General features: G+C 66.7%; 11 protein-coding genes. 10 read left to right on the top strand and 1 reads right to left on the bottom strand.

What is annotated here, in order from left to right; genetic code table 11:
- The first annotated feature begins 50 nt into the window (after window positions 1–50).
- Together BLEFHOIH_RS01430 and BLEFHOIH_RS01425 are read left to right on the top strand one after the other, a co-directional pair.
- Window positions 51–428, top strand: a complete 378-nt coding sequence (locus tag BLEFHOIH_RS01430; protein WP_088360669.1) for a hypothetical protein — start codon at window positions 51–53, stop codon at window positions 426–428.
- 1,199 nt (window positions 429–1,627) lie between these two features.
- Window positions 1,628–3,934: a fused MFS/spermidine synthase gene (locus BLEFHOIH_RS01425; protein WP_088342720.1), complete on the top strand. Its 2,307-nt coding sequence runs from the start codon at window positions 1,628–1,630 to the stop codon at window positions 3,932–3,934.
- 3 nt (window positions 3,935–3,937) lie between these two features.
- Here BLEFHOIH_RS01425 and BLEFHOIH_RS01420 read toward each other — a convergent pair whose 3' ends face one another.
- Window positions 3,938–4,381, bottom strand: a complete 444-nt coding sequence (locus tag BLEFHOIH_RS01420; protein WP_088342719.1) for a heme-binding protein — start codon at window positions 4,379–4,381, stop codon at window positions 3,938–3,940.
- Between the two features lie 125 nt (window positions 4,382–4,506).
- Here BLEFHOIH_RS01420 and BLEFHOIH_RS01415 point away from each other — a divergent pair, with 125 nt between their 5' ends.
- The 8 genes from BLEFHOIH_RS01415 to BLEFHOIH_RS01380 all read left to right on the top strand — a co-directional run bounded on the left by BLEFHOIH_RS01415 (window position 4,507) and on the right by BLEFHOIH_RS01380 (window position 12,904).
- Window positions 4,507–5,385, top strand: coding sequence for an NAD(P)-dependent oxidoreductase (locus BLEFHOIH_RS01415; RefSeq protein WP_088342718.1), 879 nt, complete (start codon window positions 4,507–4,509; stop codon window positions 5,383–5,385).
- Window positions 5,386–5,515: 130 nt separating this feature from the next.
- Window positions 5,516–6,319, top strand: a complete 804-nt coding sequence (locus BLEFHOIH_RS01410; RefSeq protein WP_088342717.1) for an alpha/beta fold hydrolase — start codon at window positions 5,516–5,518, stop codon at window positions 6,317–6,319.
- Between the two features lie 69 nt (window positions 6,320–6,388).
- Window positions 6,389–8,119: a CocE/NonD family hydrolase gene (locus BLEFHOIH_RS01405; protein ID WP_210191612.1), complete on the top strand. Its 1,731-nt coding sequence runs from the start codon at window positions 6,389–6,391 to the stop codon at window positions 8,117–8,119.
- Window positions 8,120–8,186: 67 nt separating this feature from the next.
- Window positions 8,187–9,431 carry an ABC transporter substrate-binding protein gene (locus BLEFHOIH_RS01400; protein ID WP_088342715.1) on the top strand — a complete coding sequence of 415 codons (1,245 nt, stop codon included), beginning with the start codon at window positions 8,187–8,189 and terminating at the stop codon, window positions 9,429–9,431.
- 207 nt (window positions 9,432–9,638) lie between these two features.
- Entirely contained in the window at window positions 9,639–10,505 is an 867-nt protein-coding gene (locus tag BLEFHOIH_RS01395) for a branched-chain amino acid ABC transporter permease (protein ID WP_088342714.1), read from the top strand.
- Window positions 10,505–11,440: a branched-chain amino acid ABC transporter permease gene (locus BLEFHOIH_RS01390; protein WP_088342713.1), complete on the top strand. Its 936-nt coding sequence runs from the start codon at window positions 10,505–10,507 to the stop codon at window positions 11,438–11,440. Before BLEFHOIH_RS01395 ends, BLEFHOIH_RS01390 begins: the two co-directional genes overlap by 1 nt.
- Window positions 11,437–12,180 (top strand): ABC transporter ATP-binding protein, encoded by a 744-nt coding sequence (locus BLEFHOIH_RS01385; protein WP_088342712.1) that lies wholly within the window; start codon window positions 11,437–11,439, stop codon window positions 12,178–12,180. The genes BLEFHOIH_RS01390 and BLEFHOIH_RS01385 overlap by 4 nt, the downstream gene beginning before the upstream one ends.
- Window positions 12,170–12,904, top strand: coding sequence for an ABC transporter ATP-binding protein (locus BLEFHOIH_RS01380; protein WP_348626020.1), 735 nt, complete (start codon window positions 12,170–12,172; stop codon window positions 12,902–12,904). Before BLEFHOIH_RS01385 ends, BLEFHOIH_RS01380 begins: the two co-directional genes overlap by 11 nt.
- Window positions 12,905–12,907: the final 3 nt, after the last annotated feature.

The following is a 12,907-nucleotide window of genomic DNA, read 5'->3' as shown; positions in this document are numbered from 1 at the left end:
GCGCGGGCCGGTCTCCGGCCGCGCCCCGCCTTTTGGGGATTTATGACCAGATGATCCGCCCGATTTTGACGGCCACTTTCCTCACCGCGGCGCTCGGCATGGCCTCCATGCCGGGCGCTTCGGCCGCCGGCCCCGTCTGCGACGCGGGGCTTGAGAGCAGCCTCGCCGCCCTGGCGCGCGGCATGGGCGCCCCGCTCATCCGCGTGCAGATCAAGACCAAGGTCGGCGAAGGCCAGGACCGGGCCGCCATCGACCGCACCACGCAAAGCCTCGCCGCCGCGCTGAAACAGGCCGGCGCTCACACCGCCGACCCAATCGACGGCCAGCCGCTGCTCGTCGCGGAACTGGGCAAGCAGCAACTGCTGCGCCTCGCCCAGGACCCCCGCATCGCCTGCGTCACCCCCGACCTCCCCGACGCGCCGAACTGAGGGCGGTGCGCCCGCCCGCGGGCAGGCAACGGCGACGGCACCCCGGAGCGCGCGCTGTTCGTGCTCGACGCCCATGCCGCCTGCATTGGAGCTATCTCTCCCCGGTCGGCGTTGTCGGGACGGTGCCCGCGGCCGGGTGCGCCGCCACGCAGACGGCCGGCGTTTGCCTCGGCGTCAGCCGCGGGCATATGGCGTGCACGCCGCCGGGCGCGGTGTCCCCTCCGCATAGAGCAGGACGACTTTAGCGGAAAATGTCAGGCGGCCTGCATCCTCTTTTTGTCATTCCCGCGAAGGCGGGAATCCAGCATCCCCGAGGAGCCCGCCGTGGACGCGGCTGGATTCCCGCTTTCGCGGGAATGACAATAAAACTGAGGCGCCGACCGATTCCAACGCAACCGATCCCGCTTCAGGGTTCAGCCGAGGCCGCATCCGGCCCCTACGCTCCAGGTGCCGACGGGTTGCCTTCCCGACTTTGATGAATCCTTAGCGATTTGCACCGCAGGCTGGAGAGTGTGACCCAATCCGCAAAGCCGCCTTGGGGGCCGGAGCCCGATCGCGCCGGCTCGCCTGCCGTAATCACACACGAAATCCCCGCGAAGGCGGGGATCCAGTACGCCGCAGCACTTGCGGTGAGGCAGAGAGCCGATCGAGAGTTTGTGAATACTGGATCCCCGCCTTCGCGGGGATTTCGGAAAAAGGTTGTCGGAAGCCGGTGCTTTAGTGCGAGATCAATCTAGACACAGCAATCACACCTTTCCATTCCCGCGAAAGCGGGAATCCAGTGCGCCGCGGCGGTCGCTTTGAAGGCAATGCCGGACGGCAAATGTTGCCCTTTACTGGATCTCCGCTTTCGCGGGGATGACAAGAACTGAGGTCTGAGAACCGGTCGCAGCTCTAATGCCCTGACGCAATTGCGGTGAAGCACAGGACGAATGTAACGATGTGAACACCATTCCCCGCCATCGCAGGATTTCGAACGCAAGTGTCGACCGGCGCGCTCAAGATCGACCTCCGTTCGATCCAAGCGGCCTCGCCGCATACCCTCTTGTCATTCCCGCGAAACCGGGAATCCACTACGCCGCGGCCGTCGCGTTCAGGTCGAGCCCAGCGGCCTCGCTTGCCATTCCTGCCTTACCCCTTCGCGGGACCGACGGCGGAATGGCTACATAACCTAACCGCGCACCAGATCGAGGCCAGCATTGGTTGACGCCGATATCAGGCTGGCAGAGCTGCCTCCCGCTCCCCCCGGCCGCCTCCGCCGCTCCGCCTGGGCCGCGCCGCTTTTGCCGCTCTACCTGCTGGCGCTGTTCTTCTCGGCCTTCCTGCTGTTCTCCGTCCAGCCGATGTTCGCCAAGATCGTGCTGCCGAAACTCGGCGGCTCCCCTTCGGTCTGGGCGATCTCGCTCTGCTTCTTCCAGACCGCCCTGCTCGCCGGCTATGCCTACGCCTTTCTGCTCAACCGCTATTGCAGCGACCGCCTCGGCGCCATCCTGCATCTTGCCCTGCTGACCGCCGCCATCTTCGCGCTCCCCGTCGGCCTCGCCCCCGCCTTCACCGACCCGCCCCCCGACGGCGCCTATCTGTGGACGCTGCAAGCCCTCGCCCTCGGCGTCGGCCTCCCCTTCTTCGCCATCTCGGCCAACGCGCCGCTGCTGCAAGCCTGGTTCTCGCGCGGCGTCCACCCCGGCGCGCAGGACCCCTATTTCCTCTACGGCGCCTCCAATCTCGGCAGCCTGCTCGCCCTCCTCACCTACCCGCTGCTGTTCGAACCTTTCCTCGGACTGGGCTTTCAGTCGGCGGTCTGGAGCGTCGGCTTCGTCGCGCTGATCTGCATGATCGCCGTCGTGGCGCTGGTCTTCCTCAGCGTCCCGACGGCGTCCCCTGGCGCGCTGACCACCGCCGCCGAACCCGCCGATCACCTGCGCTGGAGCCAGCGCTTTGGCTGGATGCTGCTCGCCTTCATCCCGTCCGGCCTGCTGGTCGCCTTCACCACCTACCTCACCACCGACATCGCCTCCGCGCCCTTCATCTGGCTACCGCCGCTGGCGCTCTTCCTGTTGACCTTCGTACTCGCCTTCCGCCAGGGCGGCGACACCCTCTTCCGCATCGCCGCGATGCTGCAAATCCCCTTGCTGACCCTCGTCATCTGCTTCCTCGGCTGGAGCGATGCCGAATCCTGGAAGATCACCTGCGTCGCCGGCGTCGGCGCCTTCTTCGCGACCAGCCTCGTCTGCCACCGCGAGCTCTATGAGAGCCGCCCGTCCGCCAACCATCTCACCGAATTCTATCTCTGGATGTCGCTTGGCGGCGTGCTGGGCGGCATTTTCGCCGCCATCATCGCCCCGAACATCTTTCGCACCATCTACGAATTCCCGCTGCTGCTGCTGCTCGGGATGGCTGTCCGCCCATCGATCCTGGCGGCGCTCAAGGGCCTGGACCGCAGGGCTTTTCGCAACATCCTTATCGCGATCATGACCGGCCTCGGCCTGCTGATCGCGCTCAAGGCCATCGTCGCCTACGGGCTCATCACCTACAGCCCCGGCCTGCACCTGCTGATCGCCCTCGCCATCGGCATCGCCGCCTTCGTCACGCGGCGTGAAGTGGCGTGCCTCGTCACGCTCGCCGCCATCATGGCCGGCATGGTGTTCCTGCTCCCCTCCCCCTTCAACGAAGGCCAGACCGAGCGCAGCTTCTTCGGCATCCTGAAAGTCATCGACAGCGACAACGGCGCCATGCATGTGCTCTATCACGGCGTCACCGTGCATGGCGCGCAGCGCTTCAAGACCGCCGACGGCGCGCCGGTCGCGGCGCCCGTCCCCGCCACCTATTACCACCCGGCCTCCCCCATCGCCCTCGGCCTCGACGCCGCGCGCGCCATCGCCGGCGGCGGCGGCCCCATGCATATCGGCATCATCGGATTGGGCGCGGGGTCGATGGCCTGCTACGTCAAGCCGGGCGACGTCTGGACCTTCTTCGAGATCGACCCGGCGGTGATCCGCATCGCCCGCGATCCGAAGAGTTTCACCTATCTCTCCCACTGCCAGCCCGACGCCAACATCATCGTCGGCGATGCAAGGCTCAAGCTCGCAAGCGAGGCCCCGGAGCGTTTCGACTATCTGCTGGTCGACGCCTTCTCATCGGATGCGGTGCCGGTCCATCTCATCACCCGCGAGGCGCTGGCGCTCGACCTGTCGAAGCTGAAGCCGGACGGCGTCCTGGTGCTGCATCTCTCCAACCGGCATCTCGACCTGCTCTCGGTCGCCTCCCGCACGCTCGCCACCTTGCCCGGCGTCCATTTCACCGTCGCCGCCGATCTGGAGCGTCCTGCCGAGCTTGACGCGCTCGGCAGTGCCGTCATCTACGCGACCAAGAGCAAAGCCGCCTTCGAGCAGCTCGAGCGCCTGCCCTATATCGGCAAGACGCAGTCCATCGCCGCCTTGCAGCCCTGGACCGACGATTTCTCGAATGTCCTCGCCGCCCTGATCGCCAAATACTGGGCGCGCTGAGCGTCACGCGAACGGCGCGCCCGGATCGGCGGTGAGCCCCGCCGCCTCGATCCCGGCGAGGCAGCAGACCTCGTCATTATCGGACGTATCGCCGGAAATGCCGACCGCGCCGATCACCGCCGCGCCCGCGTCACGGATCAGCACGCCGCCCGGGACCGGCACCATCCGCCCGTCGCTGACGGTCGAGAGCGCCGCGAAAAACGCCGGCATCTTCGCCGCCCGCCCCGCCAGATTGCGCGAGCCGAGCCCCATGCCGAGCGCGCCCCAGGCCTTGCCCCTGGCGATCTCCACCCGCACGATGCCCGAACCATCCTCCCGTTTTACAACGACTATATGCCCGCCCGCGTCGAGGACGGCGACGGTCAGCGGCGCAAATCCCAGCTCACGCCCTTTCGCCAGGGCGGCGGATGCGATGGTCTCGGCTTGTGCCAGCGTCAATGCGCTCATGCTTGTGCTCCTCCCTCGGATGACGGCGACGCGAACCCGCAATCGCTCTTGTCAGCGGCTTACTTATCAGTTGATAATTAGCAGAGCCAACAAAAGCCGCAAGCCCCATCGCGGGAGGAGACAGCATGGACAAAACCGTCGGCATCATCGGACTGGGCATCATGGGCGGCGCGATTTCGCGCAACCTCGCCGAACGCGGCTGGACCGTCATCGGCTATGATATCGACCGCGCCAAATGCGATGCGCTGGCCTCCGCCGGCATCCAGATCGCGGACTCGCCCGCCGATGCCGCCCGCCGCGCGCCCGTCATCATGACCAGCCTGCCGAGCCCGCGCGCCGTGCTGGCCGTGGCCGAGGATATCGCGGGCTCCGGCGCGCCGCCCCGCATCGTCGTCGAACTGAGCACCCTGTCGCTCGCCGACAAGCTGAGCTTTGCCGCAACGCTCGAGGCCGCCGGCCACACGCCGCTCGACTGCCCGCTGAGCGGCACCGGCTCGCAGGCCGAAAACCGCGACCTCGTCATCTATGCCAGCGGCGACAGCGCCGCCATCGCGAGGCTCGAGCCGCTATTCCTCGATTTCGGCAAGAAACTGGCCGATCTCGGCGTCTATGGCAATGGCAGCAGGATGAAGTTCGTCGCCAACTATCTGGTCGCCATCAACAATGTCGCCACCGCCGAGGCCATGGTGCTGGGGATGCAGGCCGGGCTCGACCCGCGCCAGGTGATTGAGGTCGTGGGGCCGGGCGCGGCCGGATCGCGCATCTTCGAATTGCGGGCGCCGATGATGGCCGAGGACCGCTACGCGCCGCCGACCATGCGCATGTCGACCTGGAAGAAGGACATGAGCATCATCGGCGAATTCGCCGATGGGCTGGGCTGCCCGACGCCGCTGTTCTCCGCCTCCAACGAGGTTTACGAGAAGGGCCTGGCAATGGATCTGGGCGATCTCGACACCGCCTCGGTGTGCCGGGTGATCGAGGCGATGGGCGGCTTCAAGCGCTGAGGCCGCATTAGGATTTCTGATCGCGGACAGTAGGAATAATCATTTTTGCGCCCTCCGGCGCGGCCATAAGATCGGCAAGTCTAGGGAGGAAACAACCAATGAAACGCGGTGCAAAGCCGGGCATGGTTGCATGACGGAGGCGGTGATGGTGGATCGCGGCGGCTTCCGGCTCGCCGCGCGGATCGATGGCCGCCCCGAAGGCGCACCGTGGATCGTGCTGTCGAATTCGCTCGGCGCGGCGGCGATGATGTGGGAGCCGCAGCTCGAGCCGCTGGCCCGCCGCTATCGTATCCTGCGCTACGACACGCGCGGCCACGGCGCCTCCGGCGCGCCGGCCGGCCCCTACAGCTTCGACGATCTCTGCGATGACGTCATCGCGCTAATGGACCATTTCGGTATCGGCCGCGCCGATTATCTCGGCCTGTCGCTCGGCGGCATGACCGGCCTCGGCCTTGCCATCAATCATGGAGCGCGCTTCGGGCGCATGATCTGCTGCGACGCGCGGGCCGATGCGCCCCCGCCCTTCGCGCAGAGCTGGGACGAGCGCATGGCGGCCATCGAAAAGGGCGGGCTGACGGCGATCGTCGGCGGCAGCATGGAACGCTGGTTCGTCGAGCCCTGGCGCAAGGCCAACCCGGACACGCTGAAGGCGTTCGAGGACACCTATCTCGCCACCTCCGTCACCGGCTTCAAGGGCTGCGCCGAAGCCCTCAAACGCCTGGATTATCTGAAAGATCTCGGCCGCATCGCCCTGCCGGTGCTCTATGTCGTCGGCGCCAAGGATCTCGGCGCGCCGCCGCCGGTGATGCGCGCCATGGCCGAGGCGACGCCGGGCTCGGCCTATGCAGAGATCCCCGACGCGGCGCATCTGCCCAATGTCGACAACAGCAAGCACTTCAACGCCGCGATAGGAGCATTCCTCGGCCTCGACTGAGGCCGCCGCCAAAGCGATCCGCAAGGCCGTCCGTCAGAGACCGGCCCGGATGATGGGAGGAGGAAGACCGTGACAAGGACCGCCGTCCAGGACGGCATGGCCATCGATTGGGACGCCGAGATCGTCATGGATGACGGCCTCGTCCTGCGCGCCGATGTGTTCCGCCCGGTCGCCGCGGGCCGCTACCCGGTGCTGCTCACCTACGGCCCCTATGCCAAGGGCCTCGCCTTCCAGGACGGCTATCCGAGCGCCTGGGCGCTGATGATCGCCGCCCAGCCGGACGTGCCGCATGGCTCGACCAACCGCTATCAGAACTGGGAAGTCGTCGATCCGGAAAAATGGGTGCCGGAGGGCTATGTCTGCGTGCGGGTGGATTCGCGCGGCACCGGGCGCTCGCCGGGCTTCATAGACCATTTCTCGCCGCGCGAGACCGGCGATTTCTACGCCGCCATCGAATGGGCCGGCGTACAGCCCTGGTCGAACGGCAAGGTCGGCCTGAACGGCATCTCCTATTACGGCATCAACCAGTGGCAGGTCGCCTCGCTGCAGCCGCCGCATCTGGCCGCCATGTGCATCTGGGAGGGCGCCGCCGACTGGTATCGCGACATGACCCATCATGGCGGCATCCTGTCGACCTTTTGGGCCAATTGGTACGACATGCAGGTGAAAACCGTGCAACACGGCCTCGGCGAGCGCGGGCCGCGCTCGAAGGTGACGGGCACGCTGGTCTGCGGCGACGAGACACTTTCCGACAATGAGCTGGCGAATAACCGCTGCAGCTTCGGCGACGACATCCTCGCCCACCCGCTCGACGACGCCTATCACAAGGCCCGCTCGCCGCAATGGGAGAAGGTCACGGTGCCGTTCCTGTCGGCGGCGAATTGGGGCGGGCAAGGCCTGCATCCGCGCGGCAATTTCGAGGGGTTCTTGCGGGCCGCGTCGAAGGAGAAATGGCTCGAGGCGCACGGCCTGGAGCACTGGACGCATTTCTATACGGACTATGGCCGGGGGATTCAGAAGCGCTTCTTCGACTTCTACCTGAAGGGCGAGAAAAACGGCTGGGACGCCGAGCCGAAAGTTCGGCTGCAAGTGCGCCACCCCGACCGCTTCGAGGAGCGGTTCGAGGACGCCTGGCCGATCCCGCGCACCGCGTGGACGAAATTCTATCTCGACCCGGAGCGGCAGACCCTTTCACCGACCCCGCCGGCCAGGTCCGCAACGCTCACCTACCGCGCCCTCGGCGACGGCCTCAGCTTCCTCTCCGAACCTCTCGCCGAGGCGACGGAAATCACCGGCCCCATCGCGGCGCGGCTAAAGATCTCCTCATCCACCAGCGACGCCGACCTGTTCCTGGTCCTGCGCGTCTTCACCGCCGACCTGCGCGAAATCACCTTCGCCGGGGCCATCGATCCGCACACGCCGGTGGCGCAAGGCTGGCTGCGCGCCTCCCATCGCAAGCTCGACCCGGAGCTGTCGCAGCCCTGGCGGCCCTATCACAGCCATGACGCGGTGCAGGCACTTACCCCCGGCCAGCCGGTCGAGACCGATATCGAGATCTGGCCGACCTCCATCGTCGTCCCGGCGGGCTGCCGCATCGCGCTGAGCGTGCGCGGGCGGGACTATGAGTGGCAGGCCAAGACGGGCGCGAAACTGTCCAACTTCAAGAACGAGCTGCGCGGCTGCGGGCCGTTCCTGCATGACGATCCGCGCGACCGTCCGGCGGCCATCTTCGACAATGAAGTCAGCCTGCATCTGGACGCGGCGGAGGCGAACTACCTGCTGCTGCCAATCATAAAATGAGGCCCCAAGGCCCAAGCATAAAACGCAAAAAACAATATCGGGATGGAACGCTAAAAGGAGCCGGGAGATGAAACTTTCACGCCGCACTCTGATCAAGGGCATCGCCGGGGCGGGGCTGACCGCCGTCGCCGCGCCCACCCTTCTCGCCCAGACCTCGGAGGCCGTGCGCGTCGGCCTCCTGACGGTCAAGACCGGACCACTCGCCTCCGGCGGCATCGATATGGAACGCGCGCTGCAAATGTACCTGAAGGAGAAGGGCTCGACGCTCGCCGGCCGCAAGGTCGAGCTGATCGTCGCCGACACGGCGGGCGTCCCGGCGACGGCGCGCACCAAGACCCAGGAACTAGTTGAGAAGAACAATGTCCACTGCCTGATCGGCCCGCTCGCCGCCTTCGAGGCGCTGGCCATCGACGACTATATCCGGCAGGCGCAGATCCCGACGCTCTCCGTCGCCGCCGCCGAGGACATGACGCAGCGCAAGGCCAATCCCTGGTTCGTGCGCGCCACCTCGACCTCCTCGCAATGCGCCCATCCGCTCGGCGAATATTGCGCCAAGGAGCTCGGCTACAAGCGCATGATCACCATCGCCGACGACATCGCCTATGGCCATGAAATGTGCGCCGGCTTCCTGCGCACCTTCGAGGAAAACGGCGGCAAGATCGTGCAAAAGCTGTTCCCGCCGCTGACCGCGCCGGATTACGGCACCTATATCGCCCAGCTCAAGAACGCCGACGCCATCTTCCTCGGCTTTGCCGGCTCGAACGGCTTCCGCTTCGTGCGCCAGCTCGTCGAATATGGCCTGAAGGACAAGCTCGCCGTGATCGGCGGCATGACCGCGCTCGATGAGGCGGTGTTGCGCAATATGGGCGACGAGGCGCTCGGCATCGTCACCACCTGCTGGTACTCCGCCGATTATGACGAGCCGATCAACCGTGTGTTCGCCCCCGCCTTCCGCAAGGAATTCGGCTACGACCCCGGCTTCTACGCCGCCGCGACCTATACCGAGGCCGCCGTGCTCGAAGCGGCGCTGCAGGAGACCGGCGGCAAGGTCGACGACAAGGCGGCCTTCATGGCGGCGCTGAAGGCCACCGAGGTCGAGACCGCGCGCGGGCCGGTGAAATTCGACAAATACGGCAATGTCGTCGGCAACGTCTATATCCGCAAGGTCGTGCGCAAGGACGGGCGGCTGGTCAATCAGGTCATCAAGACCTACCCCAATGTCAGCCAGTTCTGGACCTACGACCCGGACGCCTTCCTGAAGGCGCCGGTCTATTCGCGCGACTATCCGCCGGCGGCGAATTTGGAGAATTAGGGAGAGGCGGAGCCAGCGTCCCCCTCACCCGGTCGCTGCGCGCCGGCCCTCTCCCTCGAGGGGAGAGGGCTAGAAAAGGAAAGCGGCTTCCTACTTGCCCTCTCCCCTCGAGGGAGAGGGCTCCCGCCGTAAGGCGGGTGGGTGAGGGGGCTTTACGGCGCCGACCACAGAGAAACCCAGCCGGACCCCGGCGGAGCACCACGGACGATGCAATTCTGGATCATTCAAACTCTGAACAGTCTTGCATTCGGTGGCCTGCTGTTCCTGCTCGCCTCCGGCTTCTCCCTGATCTTCGGGCTGATGCGGCTCGCCAATCTGGCGCATGGTGCCTTCTTCATGCTCGGCGCCTATCTCGGCGCGGCGGCCATCCGCAGCATTCCCGGCCTCGACCTCTGGTCGGCTGCATTGCTGGCGGGCTTCTCCGTTGCGGCGGCGGGCGGGCTGCTCGAACGGCTCGTGCTCCGGCGCCTCGGCAGCAACCCGCTCGGGCAGGTGCTGGTGACGCTCGGCATCTCCTTCATCATCGCCGATGCCTGCCTGATGCTGTGGGGCGGCGACCCGATCCCGATGCCCGCGCCCGACTATCTGCGCCGGCCGATCCTGTTCGCGGGCATCGCCTTCCCGGCCTACCGCTTCGCCGTCGTCGCCTGCGCCATCGTCGCCGCGCTCGGCCTCTATCTGCTGCTGGAGCGGACGCGTATCGGCGCCATGATCCGCGCCGGGGTCGATGACATGGACATGGCGCGCGCCATCGGCATCCCGGTGTCAAAACTGTTCACGGCGGTGTTCTGTCTCGGCGCGGGCATTGCCGGGGCCGGCGGCGTGCTCGGCGGCCCGATCCTTTCCGCCTATCCCGGCCTCGACGCCGACATGCTGCCGCTCGCCCTGATCGTCGTCATCCTCGGCGGCGTCGGCAGCCTGCTCGGCGCTTTCGTCGGCAGCTTCATCATCGGTTTCATCTACACGTTCGGCACAGCCCTGCTGCCCGACCTCGCCTATGTGATCCTGTTCCTGCCCATGATCGTCGTCATCGCATTCCGCCCGCAGGGGCTTTTCGGAAGGCTGCGCGCGTGATGCGGACCGTTCTTCTCCTGCTAACCGCCGTGGTGCTCGCCTCGCTGCCGCTCTTTGCCGGCACGTTCTACATCAACCTCGCCAGCCAGATCCTGATCGCCGCGATCTTCGCGCTCAGCCTCAATCTGCTGGTCGGCTATGCCGGGCTGACCTCGCTCGGCCATGCCTCGTTCCTGGGCTTCGCCGCCTACGCCTCGGCCTGGGCCTCGACCAATCTCGGCCTCGGCTTTGCGCCCGCCGCGCTGCTCTCGATCACGACCACGACGCTAATGGCGGCGTGCTTCGGCCTGATCGCCCTGCGCGCCACCGGCCTCGGCTTCCTGATGATTACGCTCGCCCTGTCGCAGGTGCTGTGGGGCCTCGCCTATCGCTGGGCCTCGCTGACCAATGGCGATAATGGCCTGACGCTCGCCGGGCGGCCCGCGCCCTTCGGCATCGCGCTCGATGGCGCGGGCGCGTATTACTGGTTCACCCTGGCGGTTTTCGCCGCCGCCTTCACGCTGATGGCGGTATTCGTGTCCTCGGCCTTCGGCTCGGCATTGAAGGGCACTCGCGACCAGCCGCGCCGCATGGCCGCGCTCGGCTATAATGTCTGGCTGATCCGCTGGATCACCTTCGTCTACGCCGGCTTCTGGGGCGGCGTGGCGGGCCTGCTCTACGTCTATTACCACCGCTACATCCACCCGACCTCGCTCTCCATCACCACCTCGGCGGAGGGGCTGCTCGGCGTCATCGCGGGCGGCTCGGGGACGCTCGGCGGGCCGGTCATCGGCGCGGGGCTGCTGGTGCTGCTGAAGAACTACGCCTCGGCCTATATCGAGCGCTGGAACATGCTGCTCGGCTTCGTCTTCCTGTTCATCGTCCTGGTCATCCCCGAAGGCATCGTCCCCGGGGTGAGGCGCCTGCTCTCACGCAAAGGCAGCGGCAAGCCATGACCGCGCCCGCGCTCGAAATCGTCCATCTGGTCAAACATTTCGGCGGCATCCCGGCGACCCAGGACGTCTCGCTGAAGATCATGCCCGGCGAGCGGCGGCTCATCATCGGCCCGAACGGCGCGGGCAAAACCACGCTGTTCAACCAGATCACCGGCGATTTCCGCCCGACCTCCGGAAAAATCCTGCTGTTCGGCCAGGACGTCACCAGACTGACCCCGCACGCCCGCGCCCATCTCGGCCTCTCCCGTACCTATCAGATCATCACCTTGTTTCCGCAGGACAGCGTCGCGCATAACGTCGTGCTCGGGCTGATGGGCCTCAAAGGCGCGCGCTGGAACATGTTCCGCCCGCTCGGCTTTTACGCCGAGCTGCACGCCGAGGCGCGGCACATGCTCGACCGCGTCGGCCTTGGCGCGCTGGCCGAAGCGCGGGTCGGCGAGATCGCCTACGGCCAGAAGCGGCGGCTGGAAATCGCCATGGCGCTGGCGCAGAAGCCGCGCCTTTTGCTGCTCGACGAGCCGCTGGCGGGCCTGTCCAGCGAGGAGCGGGCGACCATCAAGCAGCTCATCGCGGCGATCCCGCGCGACACCACGGTCATCATGATCGAGCACGACATGGACACCGCGCTCGACCTCGCCGAGACCGTGACGCTGCTGCATTACGGCCGCGTGCTGGTCGATGGCCCGCGCGACGCCGTCATCGCCGACCCCAAGACGCGGGAGGTCTATCTTGGCCACTGACGCGCTGCGCATCGACACGCTCGAAGCCTATTATGGCGACAGCCACGTTCTGCACGGCGTCTCCTTCGCCTTGCGCGCGGGCGAAGTGCTGGCGCTGCTCGGCCGCAACGGCGCGGGCAAGACCACCTGCATTTCCTCGATCATGGGCCTGCTGCCGCCGCGCTCGGGCGGCATCGCGCTGTTCGGCAAGGCAATCGCCGGGCTGCCGCCCGAGGCGATTTCACACGCGGGCGTCGGGCTGGTGCCGCAGGGGCGGCGGGTGTTCCCCTCGCTCTCGGTGCTGGAAAATCTCACCGTGGCGCGCCAGCGCGCCGCCACCACGGACCGTCCCTGGACGCTGGAGCGCATTTTCGAGCTGTTCCCGCCGATGAGCGCGCGGCGGTCGCAACTCGCCGGAACGCTGTCGGGCGGCGAGCAGCAGATGCTCGCCATCGGGCGCGCGCTGATGGGCAATCCGCGCGTGCTGCTGCTCGACGAGCCGTCCGAGGGGCTGGCGCCGCTGATCGTCGCGGAGGTCGGGCGCACCATCGCGCGGCTGAAGGCCGAAGGGCAGTCGATCATCCTGGTCGAGCAGAACAGCCAGCTCGCTTTTTCGCTGGCCGATCATGTGGTCATCCTCAATACCGGCCGCGTCACATTTGACGGCCGGGTGTCGGAGGTGGTTGGCAATGAGGCGCTGATCGCCCAGAATCTCGGCGTGATCGGCACGCATCACGCGGCATGAGGC

The sequence above is a fragment of the Rhodomicrobium sp. R_RK_3 genome, from assembly GCF_002198715.1.
Classification (GTDB): Bacteria; Pseudomonadota; Alphaproteobacteria; order Rhizobiales; family Rhodomicrobiaceae; genus R-RK-3.
The sequence above is the reverse complement of the archived record's forward strand: the minus strand, read 5'-3'. Positions and strand labels throughout refer to the sequence as shown.